The sequence below is a fragment of the Herbaspirillum autotrophicum genome (genome assembly GCF_001189915.1).
Classification (GTDB): Bacteria; Pseudomonadota; Gammaproteobacteria; order Burkholderiales; family Burkholderiaceae_D; genus Herbaspirillum; species Herbaspirillum autotrophicum.
On the sequence record NZ_LFLS01000009.1, the window covers coordinates 50482 to 75753 of the forward strand.

The window sequence follows — 25272 nt, forward strand, 5'->3', positions numbered from 1 at the left end:
TCGGGCTCCTGTAAAAATCAATGATTGGCATGTGTGCGGCGCACGACATTTACGGTGGTTGTGGTTTGATTGCTGCTGTTGTTGCTGGCTGCTGCCGGTGCCGATGGTGCGGCGGGCACGGCTTGCGGTGCTCCGCGCCACTCGTAAGCGACGCTGCCCTTGGGTGCCCGATACCAGCCGGGATCGCGATAATCGTTGCGTGCCAGATTCTTGCGCACCTTGACCACGCTGAACATGCCGCCCATTTCCAATGAACCGTAAGGACCGCGGCCACCCATCATGGGCAGCGTGTTGTCCGGCAGCGGCATGTCCATATCGCCCATGGAACCGCCTTTGTCGCCCATGATCATGTAGTCGGGAATCAGGCGGTTGATTTTCTCGGCGACGGCGCTCTGATCGACGCCGATCATGGTTGGTACGCCGTGCCCCATGGCATTCATCGTATGGTGCGACTTGTGGCAATGAAACGCCCAGTCGCCTTCATCGGTGGCGTCGAATTCGATGGCGCGCATCTGGCCGACGGCGATGTCGGTGGTCACTTCCGGCCAGCGCGAGGCAGGCGGCGTCCAGCCGCCATCGGTGCCGGTCACCACAAATTCGTGGCCGTGCAAATGGATCGGATGATTGGTCATGGTCAGATTGCCGACCCGGATCCGCACCCGGTCGTTTTGCCGTACCACCAGCGGATCGATGCCGGGAAAGGCGCGGCTGTTCCAGGTCCACAGATTGAAGTCGAGCATGGTGTTGACCTTGGGCGTGGCGGCGCCGGGTTCGATGTCATAGGCGTTGAGCAAAAACACAAAGTCGCGATCCACGCGCATGAAACCGGGATCCTTCGGATGCGTGATCCAGAAGCCCATCATGCCCATTGCCATCTGCACCATTTCATCGGCGTGCGGGTGATACATGAAGGTGCCGGGACGTTTGGCAATGAATTCATAGACAAAGGTTTTGCCGGGCGGGATGCCGGGCTGGGTCAGGCCGGTGACGCCGTCCATGCCGTTCGGCAGGCGCTGTCCGTGCCAGTGCACCGACGTATGTTCCGGCAATTTGTTGGTGACGAAAATGCGTACCCGGTCGCCTTCCACCACTTCAATCGTGGGCCCGGGGCTTTGGCCGTTATAGCCCCACAGATTGGCCTTCATGCCGGGGGCGATTTCGCGCACTACCGGTTCCGCCACCAGATGGAATTCCTTGACGCCTTGTTGCATGCGCCACGGCAGCGTCCAGCCATTGAGGGTGACCACCGGGTTGTACGGACGGCCGTTGGGCGGTGCCAGGGGCGCTTGCGTGGCGGCGCCGGTTTGAATCACGGCTTCCGGCAACGAAGCAGCGCCGACGCGGCTGATCGCACCGATGCCGACGGCCAGGGCCGAACTGCGCAGGAATGTGCGGCGAGTGTTCACGGTTGAGTCCTTTCATGATGGTTGCCGGCAGCGCTCAGTGGTGCACCGAGGGCCAGTTGCAGATCGGCGTCGGCGATCCAGAATTCGCGCTCGGCATCAATCGCGGCATTGACGGCATTGGCTTGTTCGCGAGCATCGGCCAGCAACTCGAACACGCTGATCAGCATGCCGTTGTAGCGCAGCATGTATTCGTCCGAAATGCGTTTGCGCAGCGGTACCACCTGATCCCGATATTGCCGGGCCAGCGCGTGCGCCTGCAGATAACCGTCATAGTTTTCACGCACTTGCGAACGGGCGTCGATGGCGGTTTGCGCCAGCGTATGCACGGCTTGCATATAGACCGATTCGGCCTTGGCTACGCGGGCACCGCCCCAGTCGAACAAGGGAATTTCAATGCTGATTTCATAGCCATTTTCCACTGCCTTGCCGCGCTCGGCATTGCGCATCAAACCGAGATCCAGCACATTCACAAAGCGCGTGGTCTGGGTCAGACCGAGGGACGTGGCGAGTGCATCGACTTCCATTTTCATGGCCTGAATATCCAGTCGTTGCGTCATCGCCGTGGTTTCGACGTCTTGCAGGGTGGCTGCCAGTGCGGGCGTATCCGGCAAGCGCGGCGGCAGACGCAGATTGGCGCGCGGCTGTTGCGCCGTGCCTGCCGTGCCTGCCATGCCGGACAGGCCGAGCAGACGGATCAGTTTTTCGCGATCCGCATTGGCTTGCTTGCGCATGCGCGTCAATTGCGCCTGCGTGTCGGCATAAAAGACTTGTTCACGGGCGACATCGAGTTGACTGAAATTGCCACGGCTGGCCATGCCCTGACTCAGCTCATGGCCAATCTCGGCCGCCAGCCGCACTTGCTCCTGATAGCTCAGGCTTTGCTGACTGGCGACCGCCTGGTAATACGCCTTGCGGGTATCGGCAGCAGTCTGCAACATGCTTTGTGCCACCAGCAGCTTGCTCTGTTCAAAGCGGCGGCTTTCGATGGCGGTGCTGGCCGGCAGCGTCAGCAAAGACATCAGCGACAAGGTCAGGGAGCGGTCAATCTTCAGTTCATCTCCGCCGTGGGTGCGGGCGAAGCTGAAACCCGGATTGGGCATGCGGCTGGCCTGCACCAGTGTCGCTTCGGCAATCCCGAGATCGCTGTAGCGGGCTTGCAGCGCGCGGTTGTTGAGCAGGGCGATTTGCACTGCATCGTCCACCGTCAGCGGTTTTTCCAGCAGCGCATTGACGCTGTGGGCCACGCTGTCGATATCTTGTACGGAGCGCATCCAGGTGGTGCGCTTGCCGGTCTGTTGTTGCGCGGCTTGCTGGATGCGGTCGAAACCGCCGTCCGCGCTGAAGCTGGCGCAACCGCTGAGAACTGCGGCTGCGCATAGCGCCAGCAAGACGGGCCGTACGCGCAGGCGCGGCCGGATAAATAGAGCCATGAAATGACCTCGTGCAAAGGAGAATCGGAGCTGGCACGAACCGAATCGTGCAGCGCGAATGCAGATGGCGTCAGCGGGTGGCGTTAGTCAGCAGTGACGCACAAGCGTGATTGCAGAAAAACGACGCAGTGACGCTCAGGCGAGGACGGAAGGGGGACGTTCGGGGTTTTCCGGCGTATAGCCGACGAAACCGTGGGCAGTGTTGCTGCCGTAGATTGCAGAGACGCGCGGGAGATCGGAGAAATCGTTGAGCGCCAGCGGCAGCAAGGCGCCGACACAACAGGCCGCGCATGAACTGCACGAGGTGCTGGCCTGATGCGGATGACCGTCGTGGCCCGTGGCCGGGGCTTCACCTGCGCTGGCATGCATGGCATGGGACAGCGCCGCAACTTCCGCTGTTGCCGCAGCGTCGCCGCCATGCATGTGATGCGTGGACGCCGACGCCTGGGTGGCGGCAGTCATCTGATGTTGCTGATGGGCCGGCGCGCACGCCGCCTGCACCGTCGCCGCGAAACCCTGTAACGGGATCGCAAAGGCCAGCAGCCAGAGCAGGAAGATTTTTGTGCGCGTCATGATGGCGGCTAGTTTAGCATCAGTTTTACGGAATTTGTCGGCAGTGAAGACAAATCAGCCGACCTTGCGAATCAGGCGCAAGCCGTTGAACACCACCAGCAGGCTGGCACCCATATCGGCAAACACGGCCATCCACAGCGAACTCTCGCCGGTGACGGCCAGCACCAGAAACACGGCCTTGATGCCGAGCGCAATCGTGATGTTTTGCATCAACACCCGATGGGTACGCTTGCTCAGACGGATGAAGTCCGGAATCTTGCGCAGGTCGTCATCCATCAGTGCGACGTCGGCGGTTTCCAGTGCGGTATCGGTGCCGGCCGCGCCCATGGCAAAGCCGATCTGGGCCTTGGCCAGTGCCGGGGCGTCGTTGATGCCGTCGCCCACCATACCGACCTGGCCATGACGGGCAATCAGTTCGCCAATGGCGGCCAGTTTGTCTGCCGGCAACTGATCGCCACGCGCATCAGTGATGCCGACGGTAGCGGCGATCGCTTGCGCAGTGTGGTTGTTGTCGCCGGTCAGCATGGTGACGTTGACCCCCAGCGTGCGCAGTTGCGCGATCGCATCCTTGCTGCCGGGACGCACCGTATCCGCGACCGCCAGCAACAGTGCAACGCGATTGTCGCGGCACAGAATGACGGTGGTTTTTCCCTGCTGTTCGAGCGCCAGCAATTGCGCTTCCAGTGCCTCGCTGCACATGCCGAGTTCGTGTACCAGCCGGTGATTGCCGAGCTGGCAGCGTACACCATCGATCTCACCTTGCACGCCGCGACCGGTCAATGCTTCGAAGTTGCCGACCTCGACCAGCGGCGCGCTGTCTTGTCGGCTCTTCCAGCAGGCGGCGACGGCAGCCGAGACAGGGTGGTCGGAGCGGCTGGCGAGGCTGGCGGCCTGCCGCAACAGCAAGTCGCTGGCGTCGTCATTCAATGCCACGATATCGGTGACCACCGGCTTGCCGTAAGTGATGGTGCCGGTTTTGTCGAGCGCCAGCGCTTTCAGCTTGCGGCCTTGTTCCAGATAAGCACCGCCCTTGATCAGGATGCCGTGTTTGGCGGCCGCCGCCAAGCCGCTGACCACGGTGACCGGTGTCGAGATCACCAGCGCGCAAGGGCAGGCGATCACCAGCAATACCAGCGCCTTGTAAAACCATGGATAGAATGCGGCGCTCAACAGCAGCGGCGGTATCAGCGCGACCAGAATCGCGACGATCACGATCACCGGAATGTAATAGCGCGCGAACTGATCGACAAAGCGCTGCGTCGGTGCGCGCTGGCCTTGCGCCTGTTGCACGCTTTTGACGATACGCGACAAGGTCGATTCGCTTTGCAGCGCCGTGACGCGATAGTCCAGTGCGCCGTTGCCATTGATGGTGCCGGCAAAAACCGCATCGCCGCTTTGTTTTTCCACCGGCATGCTTTCACCGGTGATCGGTGCCTGATTGACTGCGCTTTGACCGCTCACGATCAGGCCGTCGAGGGCAATCCGTTCGCCCGGCTTGACGCGCACAATGGTATCGAGCGCGACCTTGTTGGCGGCGACGCTGACCCATTCGCCATTGGCATCGCGCACGGTGGCGCTGTCCGGCGCCATCGCCATCAAACCGGCAATCGCGTTGCGGGCGCGGTCGAGTGACAGCGATTCGATCATTTCCGCCAGGGTGAACAGTACGATCACCACGGCGGCTTCCGGCCATTGACCAATGATGGCGGCGCCGATCACGGCCAGCGACATCAGGAAATTCATGTTCAGCGACAGATGACGCAATGCGATCCAGCCTTTTCTCAAGGTATCCAGACCGCCGCACAGAATCGCGAACAAAGCCAGCGCGATCACCGCCAGCGAGCGATCATTGCCGCTGGTCCAGGCGACCACTTCGGCCGCCAGCGCCGCCACACCGGCGATGCCGACCAACAGCCATTTGCGGCGCGGGATGCCATAGGCCGCAGCCTGATCACTGCCGTCGTCGTCATTGGCGGCATCTGCATTGAGCGAATCGGCTTTGACCTTGGGCAACATGTCGAGGCCACTCAGTACCTTGACGATAGGCGCGACCGAAGACAGTTTGTGTTGCACGGTCAATTCGCGCTGGATCAGGTTGAATTGCATGGCAACGATGCCATCCATGTTGCGCAGGCGTTCCTGAATCAGTTTTTCTTCAGTCGGACAATCCATTTTCTGGATGAAGAACACGGCTTCCTGACTACCTTGCAGCAAGGCTGCATCGGGTCTGGCCTGCGGCGCTGTCGCCGTGTGTTCGTGAGCACAGGCGTGCGAATGACCTGCTTCGTGATGATCATGATGATGCGCGTGTGCCTGGTCGTGATCATGCGGATGATCATGTTGGCGCTCATGCTTGTGGTCGTGCTTGTGATCGTGGCTGTGGCTGCAATTCGACATTCAACTCTCCTGACGGTGCTTGTGCACATGCTGTATATTAAAAACCCTGAAGCAGCTTCAAGGTCAAGCATTAATTTTGATGTCATGGAGGAAACAATGACGCCGTTGTCACAACCACACGCCTCGCACGACGCATTGAAGATCGGCGAACTTGCCGCACGCACTGATTGCCCGGCGGAAACCATCCGCTATTACGAGCGCGAGGCACTGTTGCCGCCGCCCACCCGGTCCCAGGGAAATTACCGCATGTATGGCGAGCAGCATGTGGAACGGCTGCAATTCATCCGCCATTGCCGCTCGCTCGACATGACGCTCGATGAAGTGCGCAGTCTGTTGCAGTTTCGGGATGCGCCGGAGCAAAACTGCGGCGCGGTCAATTCCTTGCTCGACAAGCATATCGGCCATGTGGCCCAGCGCATTGAAGAACTCAAGGGGTTGCAGGTGCAACTGAATGCCTTGCGCGCCCAGTGTGACAACGCGCAAGCTGCCAGGGACTGCGGCATCCTGCAGGGATTGGCCAGCATGAGTGATGACTGCAAACCGGTGAATCTGGGCAGTCACAGCGGCGGTTGCTGTTAGGCGCGTCGCATCAGATCAGGCGCACATAACAGGTCTGCAATTCGCAGCGCGCGTCATCCACTTCGAGCAGGCCGGTATCAACGAAGTGCAGTAAGCGATAGCGCAGAAAGGCATCCCCCAGACTGTTGCGCGGATCGGCATTCGCCATTGCCTGTCCGACGACGATGCCCGCGAGTTGCCATTGCCGGGTACATGCTGCCAGCAGTAAATGATCGTGCTCGCTCAGATCGCGAAAAAGCAGCTTGCCATGTGCATCGCATATGCGCAGTAATTCTGGTCGCTGTGCAATCGCTTCGCATTCACAGGCCCAGGTTTGACGTTGCGTAGCCGCGATTGACACGGCATCACGCACAAACCGTTTCAGGCCGGATGGCGGCCACTCTGCTGTCGCGTAGCGCCCTCGTCGCGGCGGCGCTTCCACCGCAAACAAGGGATGGACAGTGTTGGCGAGCCAATGGCAGGCGACCCGCAGGAACATGTATTCGGCGCCGCTGCCGCTATGCCAGATAAACAGCTTGCAGGATTCCAGTGTAGATAACTCCGTCTGCAAGTCACGCCAGCATTGAAACGGATCCGTCGCCGGTCGTTCCTCTGGTTCAGCATAACCATGATCGATCCCGCGCCAGAATTCAGCTCTTTTATTGCCGTCGCGCAATGGTCCGAGACTGTAATCGTCATGCGCACAAAATACGCGTGCATGCGGAAACGCTACCCGCAGCGACCCGGCAGTACTGGCATTGTCGGTCAAATGAAATTCGTGCATAAGGCTCTCGTGTATTGATGCCCGGTGCCGGTATCAGGCGCGGGCAGCGCAGGGTACCGGACCGGATCCGACGGGCAAGACACTTGGAGAGCACTTGATAAATGGAGTTCTTAGAAAAAATTCTAAATTTGTGATGGTTTTTACGGGGTGCACATTCCTTGTACCGCACCGGCATGATCTTCAATGGCAACGATTACCGAGTGCATCCAGAATCGGGCAATCCGGCCGCGCATCGCCATGGCAATGCTGCGCCAGTTGTTCCAGCGTCGATTTCATGGTTTGCAGTTCGCGGATTTTTTCGTCGAGTTCGCGAATGTGCTCGGTCGCCAGTTGCTTGACCTTGCGGCTGGGGCGCGACTGATCCAGCCACAGGCCCATCAGGTCGCCGATCTGCTTCATCGAAAATCCCAGCACGCGCGCCTGTCGCACGAAGCGCAACAAATGGATGTCACGCTCCGAATACACGCGGTAACCGGCATCGGTGCGCGCCACCTTGGGGGTCAGACCGATTTCTTCGTAGTGACGGATCATCTTGGCCGATACGCCCGAGGCCTGTGCGGCTTCACCGATATTCATGATTTCTCTCCGTGGTTGTCGCGGGCTTTCCAGCGCCGCAGTAATAGCGCGTTGCTGACTACACTGACGCTGGAAAACGCCATCGCCGCACCGGCAATCATCGGATTGAGCAAGCCGGCGGCCGCCAGCGGTATGCCGACAATGTTGTAGACGAAAGCCCAGAACAGGTTTTGCCGGATCTTGCCGTAAGTGCGCCGGGAAATGTCAATGGCATCGGCCACCAGTGCCGGATCGCCACGCATCAGCGTAATCCCGGCGGCCTGCATGGCGACATCGGTGCCGGTCGACATGGCGATGCCGACATCGGCCGCGGCCAGCGCCGGCGCATCGTTGATGCCATCGCCGACCATGGCCACCACCGCGCCATCCTTGCGCATTTCGCTGACAGCGGCAGCTTTGTCGGCGGGCAGCACATTGGCGCGGAAGCCGGTCAAACCGAGACCTTGGGCAATCGCGGCGGCGCTGCCCTGATTGTCGCCGGTCAGCATGAAGCTGCCGATGTTGAGCTCACGCAGACGCGCCACCGCTTGTTGTGCACTCGGTTTGGCGCGGTCGCCGAACGCCAGCAGGGCGTGCGCGGCCACCTGTTCATCAGCCTGCCGCGAGGCCAGCCAGGAAATCGTTTTGCCTTCCGCTTCAAGTGCCGCAGCGCGGCTTTGCAACGCGTCGGTGGCGGCGCCGAGTTCTTGCATCCAGCGCGCGCTGCCGAGATACCAGCGCTGACCATCGACCAGGGCTTCGATGCCGCGTCCCGGCACTGCTTTGGCATCACCCGATTGCGGCACGCTCAATTGCGCTTGCGTGGCAGCATGCGTGACGGCGCGTGCCAGCGGATGTTCGCTGTTGCGTTGCAGTGCTGCCGCGACGGCCAGCATGGCGTTGTCGTCGCCATCGGTGGCGTGCAAGGCTGCCAGTGTCGGCTTGCCTTCAGTCAGCGTGCCGGTCTTGTCGAATGCCACCTTGCTGATGCGATGCGCGATCTCCAGCGCTTCGGCATCCTTGATCAGAATGCCGTAACGCGCCGCGACCCCGGTGCCGGCCATGATCGCAGTCGGCGTTGCCAGTCCCAGTGCACACGGGCAGGCAATCACCAGCACCGCCACGGCGTTGAGCAGAGCCTGCTCCCAATCACCGCCGATCAGGCCCCAGCCGAGCAGGGTCGCCAGCGCGATCACCAGCACTACCGGAACAAATACCGCACTGACCTGATCGACCAGACGCTGGATCGGCGCTTTCGCAGCCTGCGCATGTTCGACCATGCGGATGATGCGCGCCAAGGTGGTTTCCGCGCCGATGGCGGTCGTCGTCACCAGCATCAAGCCATCGCCATTGATGGCGCCGGCGGTGACATGGTCGCCGGCTTGTTTTTCAATCGGCAGGCTTTCACCGGTCAGCAAGGATTCATCGACATGGCTGATGCCTTCGGTGACGGTGCCGTCAACCGCTACCCGTTCCCCCGGATGGACCACGATCAGATCGCCGATGACAATCGATGCCAGCGGTATCGTGCGGTCAGCGCCGTCGCGGCGCAAGGTGGCCTGATCCGGACGCAGTGCATTGAGGGCGCGGATGGCATCGGCGGTCTGGCGCTTGGCACGGGTTTCCAGCCACTTGCCGAGCAATACCAGGGTAATCACGGCGGCGGATGCTTCAAAGTACAGATGCGGCATGCCATGGCCGTGCTCACCGGCGCGCAGCATCTGATACAGCGACAGGCCAAAGGCGGCGCTGGTGCCGAGCGCGACCAGCAAATCCATATTGCCGGTACGTGCTTTCAAGGCACGCCAGCCGGCGCGATAGAAGCGGGCACCGAGCCAGAACTGCACCGGGCTCGCCAGTGCCAGTTGCCACCAGGCCGGTAGTTCCAACGTCACGCCGAATGGCATCAGCAACATCGGCAACATCAGCGGTGCGGTCAGGATTGCCGCCACCGCCACCGGCCACCAGGTTGGTGCTGCGTTGACGGTGCTGGCGCTGGCAGTGGCGACCGGCAGCGATGCTTCATAGCCGGCTTGCTTGACGGCCGCGATCAGGCTGGCCGGTGGAATGTCGGCCAGCGTGGTGATGGTGGCTTTTTCGGTCGCCAGATTGACCGAGACCTGACTTACGCCCGGCACTTTGAACAAGGCTTTTTCGACCCGCCCGACACACGAGGCGCAGGTCATGCCGGCCACATCCAGCGTGATTTCCTGTTCCTTGGTGTCGTAGCCGGCTTTGCGTACGGCGGTGGCCAGGGCTTGCGGATCCATGGCGGCATCGCCCTGCACGGTAGCGATTTCGGTGGCAAGATTGACGCTCACGTCGCGCGTTCCGGGTACGGCGCGCAAGGCTTTTTCGACGCGGCTGACGCACGAAGCGCACGTCATGCCGCTGATCGGGAGTGCCAGTTCGCGAGTAAGGACGGCTGTTTGGTCTGACATGACAATTCCACGTAGGGTTGATAGTGATTGCATGATGGACCTTCCTGGCATGGTAAGGTCAAGGCCTATATTAATACGTTTGTGTACTTTATTTGGCTTGACCTTGTCATGGAGGGAAGGTTTAAGCTGCAACTTCGATGAATCAAAGGAGCCTGAAAATGACAACATTTACTGTCAACGACATGACCTGCGGCCACTGCGCCAGCACCATCAACAAAGCAGTACATGACGTCGATGCTGCCGCCAAGGTGGAAATCAAACTGGATCAGAAGCAGGTCGTGATCGACAGCGCGGTGGATGCGGAAGAATTCGCCGCCGCCATCAAGGACGCAGGGTATACCCCGGTCGCAGTCTGATCGCGGGGCGGGGCGGCATGGCAGATTGCCATCCGGCCCCGCAGTTTTATTTGCTGAGCAGGCGCATCGCCTGTTCCAGACCGTCGATGGTCAGGCCATACATGCGATTGCCCATCAGTTGCCGGATCAGCGCGATCGATTGCCGGTATTGCCACAAGCCTTCGGGTTCCGGATTGAGCCAGACGTGATTGGCGAAGGTCGAGGTCAGCCGTTGCAGCCAGACGGCGCCGGCTTCTTCATTGTTGTATTCAACCGAACCGCCGGGTTGCACGATTTCATAAGGACTCATGGTGGCATCGCCGACCAGAATCAGTTTGGTATCGGGCGTATATTTGCGCAACACATCCCAGGTCGGAAAACGCTCGGCGTGACGGCGACGGTTGTTCTTCCACAGAAAATCATAGACGCAATTGTGGAAGTAAAAGAATTCCATATTCTTGAATTCGGTGCGGGATGCGGAAAACAGTTCTTCCGTGCGGGCGATGTGATCGTCCATCGAGCCGCCGACATCAAACAGCATCAAGACCTTGATATTGTTCTTGCGCTCGGCGCGCATGCGGATGTCGAGGTAGCCGGCATTGTTGGCAGTGGCGCGGATGGTGTCATCCAGCGCCAATTCATCTTCCAGGCCATGACGCGCAAACTTGCGCAGTCGTCGCAACGCAATCTTGATATTGCGGGTACCGAGTTCGCGCTCGCCGTCGTAATCTTTATAAGTGCGTTCGTCCCACACCTTGACCGCGCTGCGGTTGCGGCTCTCGCCGCCGATGCGGATGCCTTCCGGATTGAAGCCGCCGTTGCCGAACGGCGAGGTGCCGCCGGTGCCAATCCATTTGCTGCCGCCTTCGTGTCGTTCCTTTTGCTCCTTGAGCAATTCGCGCATGCGGTCCATCAGCTTTTCATAGCCGAATTTTTCCAGTGCCGCCTTTTGTTCCGGCGTCAGTTCCCGCTGCATGCGCTTGAGCAGCCAGTCGAGCGGAATTTCCGGATTCTTTTCAAAGACCGTTTCGATGCCTTTGAAATAGCTGCCGAAGGCCTTGTCGAATTTGTCGAAGTTGGCTTCATCCTTGACCAGCGTCATGCGCGACAAGTAATAGAAATCGTCGAGCGACGGCGAGATGACGTTTTTTTGCATGGCTTCGAGCAAGACCAGAAACTCCTTGATCGAGACCGGAATGCGGGCATCTTTAAGCGTGAAAAAGAAATCGATTAGCATGACATGGCGCAACAGCGTTGCTTAGCGTCCCAGTTTGTATTGCAGGTGGTGTTTGATGGTGGGCCATTCGGATTCGATGATCGAAAACACGACCGTGTCACGCAGCGAACCATCGGGGCTGCGCTGATGATTGCGCAGGATGCCGTCCTGCTTGGCGCCGAGGCGGGCGATGGCGGTGCGTGACTGCTGGTTGATCCAGTGGGTGCGGAATTCGACGGCGATGCAATGCAGCGACTCGAAGGCATGCGTCAGCATCATCAGTTTGCATTCGGTATTGATGCCGGTGCGCTGGGCGCTGGCGGCAGTCCAGGTGCTGCCGATTTCCAGCCGGCGGTTGATGGCGTCGGCATTCATGTAGGTCGTCATGCCGCACAGGGCGCCGGTATCATGGCGTCGCATCACGAACGGCAACATGCTGCCCTGAGCCTGCAAGGCCAGCCGCCGTTCGATTTCGGCCGCCATGTTTTCCGGCTTGGGCACCGAGGTGTACCAGAGCTTCCACAGCTTGCCATCGGATACTGCCGCGATCAGTGCATCGTGATGATCCGGCGACAAAGGTTCCAGCGTGGCGTACTGGCCCTTGAGCGTGATCGGGTGCAAGAATTGCATGACAGCCTCCCTGATGTGCGATTACTGCTGTGAACGCATGGATGCGACTTGACTCAGCGATGGGATCTGGACATCTGCGCCAGACGTTCGAACAGATGCACATCCTGTTCATTTTTCAGCAGCGCGCCATGCAGCGGCGGCACGCCGGTCTTGCCGGTGGCGCCGAGCAGGGCATGCTGGGAAATGTCTTCGGCCAGCAACAGCTTGATCCAGTCAATCAGTTCCGAGGTCGATGGCTTCTTCTTGAGGCCGGGCACATCGCGCACTTCATAAAAAGTTTGCAGCGCCTGCGCCAGCAAATCCCGTTTCAGGTGCGGGAAGTGCACTTCGACAATCTGTTCCATGGTGTCTTTGTCGGGGAACCTGATGTAATGAAAGAAGCAGCGGCGCAGGAAGGCGTCCGGCAATTCCTTTTCATTATTGGAGGTAATGATGACCAGCGGCCGATGTATCGCGCGCACCATTTCGCGCGTTTCATAGACATAAAATTCCATGCGGTCGAGTTCGCGCAGCAAGTCGTTGGGGAACTCGATATCGGCCTTGTCGATTTCATCGATCAGCAGGACTTGCGGCTCGTCGGCAGTAAATGCCTGCCACAAGACACCCTTGACGATGTAGTTGTGGATATCCTTGACCCGTTCATCGCCCAGTTGCGAATCACGCAAACGCGATACGGCGTCGTATTCGTACAATCCCTGTTGCGCCTTGGTTGTGGATTTGACATGCCATTGCAACAGTGGCCGCTGCAAAGCCGCCGCCACTTCTTCGGCCAGCATGGTTTTGCCGGTGCCCGGTTCACCCTTGATGAGCAACGGGCGCTGCAACGTCAGGGCAGCATTGACCGCAAGTTTGAGATCGTCGGTCGTAACATAACTGGCGGAACCTTCAAATCGTGTTTCTTGTCGCATGGCGGATTGGTATCAGGATAGAAGTGATGGATATCGGCCAGTATAAGGGGAAACCAGCGGAAAATAATTGTTACATTTTTTTCCCGTGGTTTGGCCGGTGCACAGGCCGTTGAAATTGTGAATTTCATCCCCATATCCGCAGTCACGTGTGTCGATCAGTGTCGACAGTCTCGACGTCCCGGAAGCGTCTGTTTATTACCCCAGTTTCCCGGCGGCAGATGTCGGTATCCGATATCTGTCGCTGAAATGAGTTTGAATAAGAGTCACCAATGAAATTTCTTTTGCTCAAAACGCTCGTCATCTGGCGTCGTTTCCGGCGTGGTTTGCGTGTCCGTTATGCGCATCACGCCGACGATACGCCGCAGCTCGAAGCCTTGATGCGACGTGCCAATCCTGATGCCGCGTGGCATGAACGCGCCAATTGGATGATTGATATCACCGAATGGATCCGCCATCAGTCCAAAGTGTCGCTGCTGGATCAGCAAGCCTGGCGCAACGTGAAGCACAAGCGGGTGGCGATGCTGCTGGACTGGCTCGACAATCACCGCGACGTACGCCGGCTGGTGCAAAACAGTTTGCAAAAGACCTTGCGTGAAGCCAGCGGCCCGGAATTGTTTTCAGCCACCGGTTTGCCGCATGAAGCGGCATTCTTCAGCGAGTTGTCCGAGCGCGTATCGAAAATGGTGTTGCCGCGGCATCTGTCACCCACCGATATGTCGGCGTTGTTCACTGCCATGTTCCCCGATCCCGATGATGCCGAATGGTTGCTGGAGCTGGATCAGGAAATGCTGGCGCGCTTGTGGAAGCTGATGGCCGATGATGGCATTTCGCATACCTACTGGCAGCAGATCGATGAAGCCATGACGTATCTGACCACGGTGGTGATTGCCGACGGCATCAGCCCGGCCTTCCGCCAGCGGCTGGAACCCAAGATGCCATTGCAGGCGACGCCGTTCATGGCATTGCGGCGCGAGATGGAGCATTACCTGCTCGGCAGTCCGATGGATGAAGGTGCGGTACGCAGCGTGCGCATGCTGATTGCGGTATGTCAGGCACAGACCGACCGTATCTATAACCATCTCGATGAATATGGGGTCTCGGTCAGTCTGGTCTACCGGCTGGAACGGATGCGGGCCCAGCTCAATCGCATGGCGCGCCTGATCGATTTGCGCTCGGCCCTGCGCGGCGGACCGGGCGCGGGGCGGGTGCAGTTGCTGCTGGCGGACCTGATTTCGGCCCATCACAACCGTTCTTCGGTACGCGGACTGGTGCGGCGCAGTTTCGCTTTGCTGGCGCGCAAGATGGTCGAGCGCAATGCCGATCATGGCGAACACTATATTGCCCGCGACAATGCCGGTTATCGCGCCATGCTCAAGGCGGCAGCGCTGGGCGGGGTGGTGACGGCGTTTACCGTGCTGGCCAAAACCGGTTTGTCGCAACTGGGTTTGCCACATTTCTTTGAGGGCTTGTTTGCCGCCATCAATTACAGCCTGAGCTTTTTGCTGATCGCCGCAGTGGGCGGTGTGCTGGCCACCAAGCAACCGGCGGTGACGGCGCCCACGCTGGCATCCAAAATGGGCGAACTCAATACGGTCGACGGCTTGCGCGAGTTGCTGGCGGAAGTGGCCATGCTGTTACGGTCACAAGCGGCGGCGGTGTTTGGCAATCTGATCGCCGTGATACCGACCATGCTGCTGGTGGCGGCCGCGGTCTGGACCTTCTCGGATCGCTTGATCATGGACCACGCGCACGCCACCAAAATATTGCTTGATTTGCAAGTAATCGGGCCGACCCCGCTGTATGCAGCATTGACCGGTATTTTGCTGTGGTTGTCCAGCCTGGTGGCCGGTGTTGCCGACAACTGGTTTGCTCTGCGCCGTCTGCGCGAAACGCTGGCGCATCAGCGGCGCATCGTGCATGCCCTTGGCGCGGTCCGGGCCGAGCGCTGGGCGGCATGGCTGGAACGTCATGTGGCGGTGATCGCCGGGAATGTCTCGCTGGGGATTCTGCTGGGAATGACACCGGTGCTGGCGCAGTTTTTCGGTTTGCCGCTGGATGTGCGGCACGTGACGCTGGCCACCGGTACGCTGACGGCCGCCGCCGCCAGTCTGGGCTGGGATGTGTTGGCGCAGCCGGGCTTCTGGCTGGCGGTGGTGGGCGTGGCGGTGATCGGCATCCTGAACGTGGGCGTGGCATTTTCCTGCGCGCTGGGTCTGGCGCTGCGCGCCCGGGACGTGCCGGCGCGTATCCGGCGCGTGGTGTTTCGCGCCGTGTTGCGGCGCTTCAGCAGTTCACCGTATTCGTTTTTGTTCCCGGCCAAGCCGGGGGCAGGGGCCAGCAAGACGATCCCGGTACAATCCGACGGCGAAGACGTACATTGATGTTGTTATTTCGGCTGGCCTGACGCATGGACGATCGACACTACTTGGGGTAGAATCAACCGTTTTTTGGCGCCGCGGGGTGGGAGACTGGGTTGCTTAAGCCGAAGTGGTTGAGCCGAAGATAGACAGCCAAACCTGCAGGACCAGCTTTAAATGACAGCATCAACAGTTTCGAGTTTCGCCTAAGATAGATAATAACTACCCTGCTACTATGAAAAAACTATTCGTACTTCTCGCGCTTGCGGGTATTGCCAGCGCCGCATCCGCGGCGGATATCGTCGGTAATGCCAAGGCGGCTGAAAACAAGGTGTCGATGTGTATCGGTTGCCATGGCATTCCAGGCTACAAGACAACATTCCCTGAGGTGTACCAGGTGCCTATGCTGGGTGGCCAGTCCGAAAAATATCTCGAAAATGCGCTGAAGGCCTATCAAAAGGGCGACCGCAAGCATCTGACCATGCGTGGCATTGCCGCCAGCCTGTCCGATCAGGATATCGCTGATCTGGCCACTTACTACGCACAGCAAAAATAAGGGAAGTACGAGATGAAAAAAATCCTGACCTGCGCGGTTGTCGCCGTCGCTTCGACCATTTCGCTGAGCGCGGTTGCCGGTGGCAACGTTGATGCCGGCAAGGCCCTGGCTGAAAAATACAATTGCGCATCTTGCCACGGCAAAGACTACAATTCGCCGATCGATCCATCCTATCCGAAGCTGGCCGGCCAGCACGTCGATTATCTGCAGCATGCACTGATCGCCTATCGTCGCGGCGGTGACGCCATGAATGGCCGTACCAACGCCATCATGGGTGCCCAGGCCAAGGCGCTGACCGATCAGGATATCCAGAATATCGCGGCCTATCTGCACAGCCTGCCGGGCACACTGGTGTTGCGCAAGTAAGCAGCAGACAGTTCGCACAGCAAAAAGCCACGGCATGCCGTGGCTTTTTTCATGTCTGCTGCAAACGGCAAAGCAAACGCCGGCTTTAACGGCGGCGGATATTTTCGATATACGCCGCGCCATCGGGCGGCAAGCCGCTGCGCTGGGAATTCCAGATCATTTCACCAAGACATTCCATGATTTCGTGATGCGCCTCGTGCTCGCCGCGTCGTTGCGCCAGGGCCTGATAGGCAGAGCGGATGCCGGGCGGCTGATCGATGGAAATCTGCTCGCTGATCGACAGGTGCATCGACAGATGCAAGAACGGATTGGTCTGGCCTTGCTCGACCGAATAGTCGGCGGCCAGTGCCTGCTCGACGTCGGTCAGGTCATTGTCGTATTCCGGATGTTGCATGATCCAGTCACGGGCGATGGCTTCAAGCGGGGTCAGGATTTCATGTTCGCGATGTTTGCGAAAGGCTTCGCAAAAAAAACGGCGGACATCGTGCTGCGAGGGATTGAACATAGCGGTAAGTCGGTGGTCCTTGGCGGGTGCCGTGGCTGGCGCAGAATAGCTTGCGGATGAATGCGCTCATTTTACAGAACTTTGAACACCCGCGCCGGCGCGGGCCGGATCAGGGCACGACGCGACGGTTGCGAATGTGTTGCGCAAATGCCGCCAGCGCGGCGTGGATCAACGGCGCCAGTGCCGGGTCTGCCGCAATGGTACGGGCATCCAGCCCGCGTGCCAGCAATTGTGCTGAAATCGATGCGGCGTCGACAATATCGGCCGACATGGTGCTGAGCACCAGTCGCAGTGCTGCCTGTGCATCCGATGCCCGCGGTGACGCATTGAACAGGGCGACCGGCTTGCCGGGGAAGTCCAGACTGCCGACCAGCCAGTCCAGCGCATTTTTGAATGCACCGGGAATGCCGCGCGCATATTCCGGACAAGAAATCAGCAGACCATCGGCTTGCGCAATCCGCGATTGCAAATCGAGGACGCTGGCGGGCAGCGGATGTTCAATATCGGGATTGAAGTGCGGCAATTGGTCCAGACCTTGATACAGCGAGATACTGACCTGCGCCGGCGCCAGCAGCGCCGTGGCCTGCAGCAGCGAGGTATTGGAGGAGACAGCGCGGAGACTGCCGGAAAGGGCGAGCAGGTGCAGCATGCAATAGCGCCGAAAAATAGAGGAGCCGGCAGTATCGCATGCACTTGCAATTCAGGTTTGCCGTTACCGTGACCGCGTCACGGGAAAGCCGTGGCCTGAAGCGCGCCACGCGATCAGCCATGCCGGCAGCAGCAGAATCAGCAGCGCCCAGGGCAGCATGCGGGCACCGCCGATATCGAGCACGGCGCCACCCACCGCACCGCCACCGGCGATGGCCAGATTCCATACAGTGACGATCATCGATTGTCCGACATCGGCAGCGTCACCTGCAGCATTGGCAATTGCGGTCTGAAACAAGGTCGCGGCGCCGCCGAATGCCAGCCCCCAGACAGCGGTGGCAATATAAATCACGGCCGGCACGGTGCCGCCAATTGCCAGTGCCAGTGCGGCCAGCATGAACAGCGCGGTGCTCAACAACACCAGCCGGCGCAGCCAGCGATCAATGCCGGCGCCGGTGATCCAGATGCCGACAAAGGCCATGGCGCCGAAGATGAACAGGATCAGGTCGATGCGTCCCGGCATCGCAGCCAGATTCAGAAATGGTGCGATGTAGGTGTAGAGCATATTGTGCGCGAGCACGAAACCGAAGGTGACGCCCAGCACTGCGGCGACGCCGGGAATGCCGAGTACCCTGATCACGGGAATCTGGCGGGTGGCTGCCTGGCCGGCAAAATCGGGCAGCCGCCACTGTACCCATGCGATCAGCATCAGCGTCAGAATGCTCACACTGCCAAAGGTGTAGCGCCATCCGATCCAGCTTCCCAACAAAGTGCCGAACGGAATGCCAAGCGACAGCGCCAGCGGGATACCGACCATGGTCACCGCAATCGCACGGCCGCGCAGCGCGTCGGCCACCATGCGACTGGCGAAGCCGGCCAGCAAGGCCCATAGCAAACCGGCACAGACACCGGCGATGAAACGGGCTGCCAGCGTCAGCACATAATTGTCGGAAAATGCGGTGATGGTATTGACGATCACAAAGCCGCACAGCGCCGTTTGCAACAGTGGCCGGCGGCGCCAGCTGCGGGTGGCGGCCGCCAGCGGAATGGCGGCCAGCAATGAACCGAGAGCATAGATGGTGACCATTTGCCCGGCCAGTGCTTCGGAGATGGCCATGTCGCTGCTGATCTGGGCCAGCAAACCGGCCGGCAAGGCTTCCATCAGAATGGTGATGAAGCCGGCCGTGGCCAGCGCCAGCAAGCCGGCCAATGGCAAGCGCGGCGCGGCAAGCGCTGCCGGCGACGAGAATGATGCGGGAGTGCAGATCTGTTTCATGCTGCCTGCTCCGTGAGTTGTGCCGTTGTCAGTTGCTGGTAGACGGCGTCGCGCAAGTCGTTCACGAAACGGCCGGACATGCCCTCATACAAGGTATTGGTGAAGGCCACCACACTCAAGCCACGCGCCCGATCCACAAACCACGAATGTCCGTAAGCGCCACCCCAGCGCCAGGTGCCGGGGGATTCGGGCGAAGCGGCGGCGTGCGGGTCATGCAATACCGAAAAGCCGAGTCCGAAACCGACTCCGGGCGTGTCGGGCAGGATGTCGGCACCGCGCTGGACGCTGCCCATGGCATCGGTCAGTGCTGCCTGCAACAAGGTGCCACCGCCGCTGCGCAATATTTCCAGCAACCGCATGAAATCACCGGCGCTGCCAATCATGCCGGCACCGCCCGACGGGAAGGCTTGCGGATCGAAGGCGCGGGCCGGGTGATAGCGGATGCCGACGGTGTCTTCGAATGCCGGCACCACTTCTGTTTCCTGCATGCGGCGTGGCTGTGGCGTGTCATTCACATAGGGGGTGGCCAGCCGGGCACGTTCGGTGACATGAAAGCCGGTGTCGTGCATGCCGAGCGGGGAGGTTACCAGCAGCGCCGTGGCTTGCGCCAGCGGCAGTTGGCACACGCGTTCGATGAGCGCGCCGAGGACATCGGTGGCCAGCGAATAGCCCCACGCGCTGCCGGGTGCATAGCGTAACGGCACGCTGGCGATGCGGCGCAGGTTTTCAGTCAGCGTCAGGCCGCTGTGGTCCATGCCGTCAGAGACGCCGGCCAATGCATATGGGCCATGCTCATCGGCTTCAAAGAAACGGTAGCCCAGACCGGCCGTATGCGACAGCAACTGACGCACGCTGATGCTGGCGGCGGCGCCATCGGCCAGAAGCGGCTGGAATTCCGGCAGCCAGCGCGCGATGTCGTCGTCGAGTGCCAACTTGCCTTGCCCGACCAGCACCATGGCAGCAGTGGAAATGATGGGTTTGCTTACCGAAGCCAGACGAAACAGCGTGTCATGTTGCATGGCTTGTCCGGTTTCCCGGTCAGCAAAACCGGCCGCGCGCTGATAAACCGGTTGCCCATGGCGGGCCACCATCACCACAGCGCCGACCAGGCGGCGCTCGCTGAAGGCAGAGTCAATGACGGAGTCGATGGCGGAATCTGGGGCCGGATTGGCAGCGGTATTGCTGGCCGTTTTCATTTGCGTATGCATGCGGATGCTTTCTGGTAAAGGGTTGGCAAATGATAGGAGGCCATCCATTAAAGATAAACTAGGCTATAGTTCCCGTGTGAGTGGACATTAATGTCCGCAGTGGTGATCGGTGATCGCGGCAATCAATCGGGGAGGCAAATGGAAAGCCTGAGTGGCATGGCGGTATTCATACAAGTAGCGGAAACCCGCAGCTTTGTCGCGGCCGGACGGTTGCTGGGAGTATCGGCGTCGGCGGTGGGCAAGCGCGTGGCGCGACTCGAAGAACGGCTGGGCGTCAGATTGTTTCATCGCAGTACCCGCAGCATTACGCTGACATCGGAAGGCGCCCTGTTTTTGCAACGCAGCCGCCGGGTGCTGGCGGAAATCGATGCCGCCGAGCGCGAGCTGACGCTGACCGCCGGTATCCCGCATGGCCGGTTGCGTGTCAGTTTACCGTTGGTCAGCTCGCTGGTGCTGCCGATACTGGCCGATTTCATGCAGCAATATCCGGCGGTTGAACTGGACCTCGATTTTGCTGATCGCAAGGTTGATGTCGTGGAAGAGGGCTTCGACGCTGTTGTCCGTACCGGAGAGTTGTCCGACTCGCGCTTGTCGGCGCGCTTGCTGGGGACATTCCGGATTGCGCTGGCCGGTGCGCCGGATTATTTTGCGCGACATGGCATGCCGACAAAGCCGGCGGATCTGGCGCAGCATACGTGCCTGCATTATCGTTATCCGAATACCGGCAAGCTGGAAGTCTGGCCGTTGCGGCGTGATCCGGATGAGCCGGAAGTCAGACTGCCGACTTCGATGATTTGCAACAACATCGAAACCCGCCTGTGCTTTGCGCTGCGCGGCCGCGGCATTACCTGCCTGCCGGATTTCGCGATTCGCGATGCCGTGCGCGACGGGCGTCTGGTGACAATACTGGATGAGTATGTCGAACGTACGGTAGCGTTCCGGGTGCTGTGGCCGGCAAGCCGGCACATGACACCGAAGCTGCGGGTCTTCATTGATTTCCTGGTACAACGTTTTGCCGCCAGCGAGGTTGCCGGCAAATAAATGGCCGGGCTGTCTTCACGCATGCTATCGCAATGAACGGCGAGACTTGCGGGAAGATTTTCATCGCGCCGGTTCTGGCCCGGCAGCTTGCAGGGGAGCGGATACTCACCAAACTGATTTCCATGCGGTAATATGTGCCGATCGGCACGATGATGCCGGGAGGAGAATCCGATTGTTGATCACCAGTCTGTTACGAATGGCACTGGTTTTTTTGTGTGCCATTCTGCCGGTTCGCGCCGTCCTGGCCACCGACGCTACTGAAATTCTGATCGGTTATGCAGGACCGCTGAGCGGCGCTTCGGCTGCCGTCGGCAAAAGCATGTTGCATGCGGTCCATCTGGCAGTCGACGAAAGCAACAAGCGCGGCACCCACATTGGCGGCAAGCCGGTGGTATTCAAAGTCATCAGTCAGGATGATCGCGCTGACCCGCGTACCGCTGAGCTGGTGGCGCGGTATCTGGTCAAGATTGGTGTTACGGCCGTGATCGGTCACTGGAACAGCGCCGCCAGCCTGGCGGCGGCACCGGTTTATGAGAGCGCAGGCGTTATTCAGATCTCGCCCGCGACCATGAGCCGGCGCTACACCGCCGAAGGGCGGCGCACCTCGTTCCGCACCATCGGCAACAATGACGGTGCCGGCAAATTCACCGCTGATTACGCCGTCAAAACACTGGGTGCCACCCGCGTTGCCCTGATCAATGACGGTACGCCATTTGGACAAGGCATTGCCGAACAGTTCGGCAAGACCGTCAAGGAGCATGGTGCAGCGGTGCTCGGCAGTTATGCCGTCAGCGATAAAACGTCGGATTTCAATCGCATTCTGGCGGAGCTCAAGGTGCTGAAACCGGATGCCGTTTTTTTCGGCGGACTGGATGTGCAGGCGGCGGCGCTGGCGCGTGGTGTGGTGCGGATGCAGCTCGGGGCACGCTTCATTGCTGCCAGCGGTACTGTCGGTCTGCCGTTTCTGAAAGCGGCCGGCGCCGATGGCAATCATACCGTGGTGCTGGAGCCGGGTTTACCGCTGGAGCGGATGCCGGGCTGGAAGTCGTTCGAAAAAAATTACATGCAAAAATTCGATTCCAGCATCGATCTGTATGCGCCGTTTGCGTATGACGCGGCACAAGTATTGATCGCCGCAATCCGGCAGGCTGATTCGCTTGATCAGCGAAAAATCGGCAGCGTGTTGCGCGAGATCCGATTCAATGGCTTGACCGGACCGGTGTCATTCAATGCCGAAGGCGATCTCAAGCAACCGGTATTTACGATTTACGAAGTGCAAAACCAAAGCTGGGTGGTACGCAAGACCATCACCAACAATCGCTGAAGTGCCCGTACGGGTTCATGCCTTGCGCGGCGTCACACGCCCTTTTCCGGCAGCGGTGTTTTTTTCTTGAATTCACATAAGTCGGCGATGATGCAATTCCAGCATTGCGGTTTGCGCGCAATGCAGGTGTAGCGGCCGTGCAGGATCAGCCAGTGATGTGCATCGAGCTGGAATTCCGGCGCCACGAACTTCATCAGTTTGCGTTCGACTTCATCCACGTCTTTGCCCGGTGCGATGCCAGTGCGATTGGAAACGCGAAAGATATGCGTATCGACCGCAATGGTTGGTTGACCGAAGGCGGTATTGAGCACCACATTGGCGGTTTTGCGACCGACGCCCGGCAGCGCTTCCAGTGCTTCGCGGGTTTGCGGCACTTCACCGCCATGCTGCTCCAGCAGCAACTGGCAAGTGGCAATCACATTCTTGGCTTTGGTGCGGAACAGGCCGATGGTCTGGATATACGGAATCAGGCCATCGACGCCGAGCGCCAGCATGCCGGCCGGCGTATTGGCGACCGGGTACAAGCGGCGCGTGGCTTTGTTGACCGAGACATCGGTGGCTTGCGCCGACAGCAGTACCGCGATCAGCAACTCGAACGGTGTCTTGTATTCCAGTTCGGTCTTGGGATGTGGATTGGCTTGCCGCAGCCGGGTGAAAATTTCGCGGCGTTTTTCGCTGTTCATGGTTTGTTTGCGGCCTGTTTGAGGCGAGCGCGTTCGATTGCCGCCTGAATAATCGCTTTCTTGCGTTCCTGTTCGGCTTTCTGCTCGGGTGTCAGTGCGGATTCGGCACTCACTTCTTTGAGTTTGGCGGCGGCCTTGGCTGCCAGCCGGGCATCGTTTTCCTGCTTCTCGCGACGCAGACGCCAACTGCGGAAATCATGTTGCCGGCGTGCGGCATCGGCTTGCTCTTGCGACCATGCCTGCCAGCCTGTGCGTCCCGGCGTGACGTCGATCATGGCGATGCAATCGACCGGGCAGGGCGCCACACACAGGTCGCAGCCGGTGCAGGCATCGCTCAGTACGGTATGCAATTGCTTGGCGGCACCGACGATGGCGTCTACCGGACAGGCCTGTATGCACAAGGTGCAACCGATGCAGACATCTTCGTCGATGACGGCGCGGGTACGCGGCCGTTCCACGCCGTTGACCGGATTGAGGGCAATTACCGGGCGACCCAGCAACTGCGCCAGACGCGCAATACCCTCGGCGCCGCCGGGCGGGCATTGATTGTAGCTGGCGCTGCCATCGGCAATCGCTTCGGCATAGGGGCGGCAGGCAGGGTAGCCGCACTTGGTGCATTGCGTTTGCGGCAGCAGGTTTTCAATCTGGTCGACGAGCGGGATGGCTACGGAAGAAGGCACGGTTGGCTGGCTCAACGAAAAACGACATTATCCGGGGAAAACGGCGCAGGACCAAATTAAAAAACTGCGGACAAGTCCTGTCGCGGAAAGTAAAAAGCCTTTGTCACACACGGTGACAAAGGCTTTGAACGGATATCAGGCAGTGATCAGGAATTGGCTTTGATGAATTCGGTGATCTTGGGACAGATCACTTCACGCCAGCGACGGCCTGCGAAAATCCCGTAATGGCCGCACTTCGGTGCCGTGAAGTGCTGCTTTTTGGTTTTCGGAATCGACGCGCACAACTCTTGCGCCGCTTCGGTCTGGCCGGAGCCGGAAATATCGTCGAGTTCGCCTTCGATGGTGAACAGCGCCACCGTCTTGATATCTTGCGGACGTACCAGCTTGCCGCCGATTTCCCAGGTGCCGAGCGGCAGATTGAAATCCTGGAACACGATCTTGATGGTTTCCAGATAGAACTCGGATGGCATGTCCAGCACGGCATTGTATTCGTCATAGAACTTGCGATGTTCTTCGGCCGACTCGTCGTCGCCGTCACGCAAGTGCATGTAGAAATCCCAATGACTTTGCGCATGACGACGCGGGTTCATGGCGACAAAACCGGCATGCTGCAGGAAGCCCGGATACACCTTGCGGCCGAAGCCGGGATAGTTGGGCGGGACACTGTAGATGACGGTGTTTTCGAACCACGAGAACGGCTTTTCGGTAGCCAGATCGTTGACCGAAGTCGGTGACTTGCGGGCATCGATGGGGCCACCCATCATGGTCATGCTTTTCGGCAGTTTCGGATCGTTGGCGCTGGCCATCAGGGCAATCGCCGCCAGCACCGGCACGGTTGGCTGACAGACCGAAATCACGTGGACATCAGGGCCGAGCAGGCGAATGAAGTCTTGCACGTAATAGACATAATCATGCAGATGGAACGGGCCATCGCTGACCGGCACCATGCGGGCGTCGGTCCAGTCGGTGATGTAGACGTCATGTTGCGTCAGCAACTGGCGCACGGTATCGCGCAGCAGTGTTGAATGGTGACCCGACAGCGGCGCCACCAGCAACACGGTTGGTTGCTTGAGTGCGGCAATCTGCTTCTGGTCCAGATCTTTCTTGAAGTGGATCAGGCGGCAGAACGGTTTGGTTTCGGTGATCTCTTCGACGATGCCGATGGTCTTGCCATTGACGACAGTCGAATCAATCTGGAATTCGGGTTTTTCGTAGTCTTTGCCGAGCCGGTAAAGCAGTTCGTAACCGGCGGCGATGCGTTGCGCGAAAGGGGTGTGAGCAAAAGGAGAAACCGGGTCGGAAAACAATTTGGCGGAAGTTTCTGCCCACTGCATCATCGGATTCAAAAAGGCACGATTCAATTCATGGATTTGATAAAGCATAGCTGACCTTTAC

24 protein-coding genes are annotated in these 25272 nt (G+C 59.5%); 7 read left to right on the top strand and 17 right to left on the bottom strand.

The window, feature by feature from the left end; genetic code table 11:
* Window positions 1–17 precede the first annotated feature (17 nt).
* The 4 genes from AKL27_RS09185 to AKL27_RS09200 form a co-directional block, all read right to left on the bottom strand.
* Window positions 18–1406: a multicopper oxidase family protein gene (locus tag AKL27_RS09185; protein WP_050462508.1), complete on the bottom strand. Its 1389-nt coding sequence runs from the start codon at window positions 1404–1406 to the stop codon at window positions 18–20.
* Window positions 1403–2836: a TolC family protein gene (locus AKL27_RS09190; protein WP_050462509.1), complete on the bottom strand. Its 1434-nt coding sequence runs from the start codon at window positions 2834–2836 to the stop codon at window positions 1403–1405. Before AKL27_RS09190 ends, AKL27_RS09185 begins: the two co-directional genes overlap by 4 nt.
* A gap of 135 nt (window positions 2837–2971) precedes the next feature.
* Complete coding sequence (locus tag AKL27_RS09195; RefSeq protein ID WP_050462510.1) at window positions 2972–3409, bottom strand: hypothetical protein; 438 nt, start codon at window positions 3407–3409, stop codon at window positions 2972–2974.
* Window positions 3410–3463: 54 nt separating this feature from the next.
* Window positions 3464–5806, bottom strand: a complete 2343-nt coding sequence (locus tag AKL27_RS09200) for a heavy metal translocating P-type ATPase (protein WP_050462511.1) — start codon at window positions 5804–5806, stop codon at window positions 3464–3466.
* Between the two features lie 96 nt (window positions 5807–5902).
* Between AKL27_RS09200 and cadR the strand changes: the two genes are divergently transcribed.
* Window positions 5903–6385, top strand: a complete 483-nt coding sequence (gene cadR, locus AKL27_RS09205; RefSeq protein WP_050462512.1) for a Cd(II)/Pb(II)-responsive transcriptional regulator — start codon at window positions 5903–5905, stop codon at window positions 6383–6385.
* A gap of 10 nt (window positions 6386–6395) precedes the next feature.
* Here cadR and AKL27_RS09210 read toward each other — a convergent pair whose 3' ends face one another.
* From AKL27_RS09210 to AKL27_RS09220, 3 genes are all read right to left on the bottom strand, one after another.
* Window positions 6396–7148, bottom strand: a complete 753-nt coding sequence (locus AKL27_RS09210) for a DUF3658 domain-containing protein (protein ID WP_050462513.1) — start codon at window positions 7146–7148, stop codon at window positions 6396–6398.
* A gap of 180 nt (window positions 7149–7328) precedes the next feature.
* Window positions 7329–7724 (bottom strand): Cu(I)-responsive transcriptional regulator, encoded by a 396-nt coding sequence (gene cueR / locus AKL27_RS09215; RefSeq protein ID WP_050462514.1) that lies wholly within the window; start codon window positions 7722–7724, stop codon window positions 7329–7331.
* Window positions 7721–10144 (bottom strand): heavy metal translocating P-type ATPase, encoded by a 2424-nt coding sequence (locus tag AKL27_RS09220; RefSeq protein ID WP_050462515.1) that lies wholly within the window; start codon window positions 10142–10144, stop codon window positions 7721–7723. Before AKL27_RS09220 ends, cueR begins: the two co-directional genes overlap by 4 nt.
* Window positions 10145–10302: 158 nt before the next feature.
* Here AKL27_RS09220 and AKL27_RS09225 point away from each other — a divergent pair, with 158 nt between their 5' ends.
* The gene (locus AKL27_RS09225; protein WP_050462516.1) at window positions 10303–10500 is read left to right on the top strand and encodes a heavy-metal-associated domain-containing protein; all 198 of its coding nucleotides are present in this window, start codon (window positions 10303–10305) and stop codon (window positions 10498–10500) included.
* Between the two features lie 46 nt (window positions 10501–10546).
* Here AKL27_RS09225 and AKL27_RS09230 read toward each other — a convergent pair whose 3' ends face one another.
* From AKL27_RS09230 to AKL27_RS09240, 3 genes are read right to left on the bottom strand one after another with little or no spacing between them, the layout of a single operon-like run.
* Window positions 10547–11716 carry a vWA domain-containing protein gene (locus AKL27_RS09230; RefSeq protein WP_050462517.1) on the bottom strand — a complete coding sequence of 390 codons (1170 nt, stop codon included), beginning with the start codon at window positions 11714–11716 and terminating at the stop codon, window positions 10547–10549.
* 21 nt (window positions 11717–11737) lie between these two features.
* Window positions 11738–12325 carry a GNAT family N-acetyltransferase gene (locus AKL27_RS09235; protein WP_050462518.1) on the bottom strand — a complete coding sequence of 196 codons (588 nt, stop codon included), beginning with the start codon at window positions 12323–12325 and terminating at the stop codon, window positions 11738–11740.
* Between the two features lie 53 nt (window positions 12326–12378).
* Entirely contained in the window at window positions 12379–13233 is an 855-nt protein-coding gene (locus AKL27_RS09240; RefSeq protein ID WP_050462519.1) for an AAA family ATPase, read from the bottom strand.
* Between the two features lie 269 nt (window positions 13234–13502).
* Between AKL27_RS09240 and AKL27_RS09245 the strand changes: the two genes are divergently transcribed.
* From AKL27_RS09245 to AKL27_RS09255, 3 genes are all read left to right on the top strand, one after another.
* Window positions 13503–15614 (top strand): site-specific recombinase, encoded by a 2112-nt coding sequence (locus tag AKL27_RS09245; protein WP_050462520.1) that lies wholly within the window; start codon window positions 13503–13505, stop codon window positions 15612–15614.
* A 211-nt stretch (window positions 15615–15825) separates the two neighbouring features.
* Window positions 15826–16146, top strand: coding sequence for a c-type cytochrome (locus tag AKL27_RS09250; protein ID WP_050462521.1), 321 nt, complete (start codon window positions 15826–15828; stop codon window positions 16144–16146).
* Window positions 16147–16158: 12 nt separating this feature from the next.
* The gene (locus AKL27_RS09255) at window positions 16159–16512 is read left to right on the top strand and encodes a c-type cytochrome (RefSeq protein WP_050462522.1); all 354 of its coding nucleotides are present in this window, start codon (window positions 16159–16161) and stop codon (window positions 16510–16512) included.
* An 85-nt stretch (window positions 16513–16597) separates the two neighbouring features.
* Here AKL27_RS09255 and AKL27_RS09260 read toward each other — a convergent pair whose 3' ends face one another.
* The 4 genes from AKL27_RS09260 to AKL27_RS09275 form a co-directional block, all read right to left on the bottom strand.
* Window positions 16598–17017 carry a DUF1841 family protein gene (locus AKL27_RS09260; protein WP_050462523.1) on the bottom strand — a complete coding sequence of 140 codons (420 nt, stop codon included), beginning with the start codon at window positions 17015–17017 and terminating at the stop codon, window positions 16598–16600.
* Window positions 17018–17126: 109 nt separating this feature from the next.
* A complete protein-coding gene (locus AKL27_RS09265) occupies window positions 17127–17666 on the bottom strand; it encodes an NADPH-dependent FMN reductase (RefSeq protein WP_050462524.1) in 540 nt (179 codons plus the stop codon).
* 63 nt (window positions 17667–17729) lie between these two features.
* Entirely contained in the window at window positions 17730–18941 is a 1212-nt protein-coding gene (locus AKL27_RS09270) for an MFS transporter (RefSeq protein ID WP_050462525.1), read from the bottom strand.
* Window positions 18938–20137, bottom strand: a complete 1200-nt coding sequence (locus tag AKL27_RS09275) for a serine hydrolase domain-containing protein (RefSeq protein WP_050462605.1) — start codon at window positions 20135–20137, stop codon at window positions 18938–18940. The genes AKL27_RS09270 and AKL27_RS09275 overlap by 4 nt, the downstream gene beginning before the upstream one ends.
* Before the next feature lie 150 nt (window positions 20138–20287).
* Between AKL27_RS09275 and AKL27_RS09280 the strand changes: the two genes are divergently transcribed.
* A complete protein-coding gene (locus AKL27_RS09280; protein WP_050462606.1) occupies window positions 20288–21190 on the top strand; it encodes a LysR family transcriptional regulator in 903 nt (300 codons plus the stop codon).
* Between the two features lie 196 nt (window positions 21191–21386).
* Window positions 21387–22514, top strand: coding sequence for a branched-chain amino acid ABC transporter substrate-binding protein (locus AKL27_RS09285; protein WP_198155930.1), 1128 nt, complete (start codon window positions 21387–21389; stop codon window positions 22512–22514).
* A 32-nt stretch (window positions 22515–22546) separates the two neighbouring features.
* Here AKL27_RS09285 and nth read toward each other — a convergent pair whose 3' ends face one another.
* The 3 genes from nth to AKL27_RS09300 all read right to left on the bottom strand — a co-directional run bounded on the left by nth (window position 22547) and on the right by AKL27_RS09300 (window position 25259).
* Window positions 22547–23197: an endonuclease III gene (nth, locus tag AKL27_RS09290; protein ID WP_050462526.1), complete on the bottom strand. Its 651-nt coding sequence runs from the start codon at window positions 23195–23197 to the stop codon at window positions 22547–22549.
* Complete coding sequence (rsxB, locus tag AKL27_RS09295) at window positions 23194–23877, bottom strand: electron transport complex subunit RsxB (protein ID WP_083438963.1); 684 nt, start codon at window positions 23875–23877, stop codon at window positions 23194–23196. The genes nth and rsxB overlap by 4 nt, the downstream gene beginning before the upstream one ends.
* Window positions 23878–24023: 146 nt before the next feature.
* Window positions 24024–25259 (bottom strand): polyhydroxyalkanoate depolymerase, encoded by a 1236-nt coding sequence (locus AKL27_RS09300; protein WP_050462528.1) that lies wholly within the window; start codon window positions 25257–25259, stop codon window positions 24024–24026.
* Window positions 25260–25272: the final 13 nt, after the last annotated feature.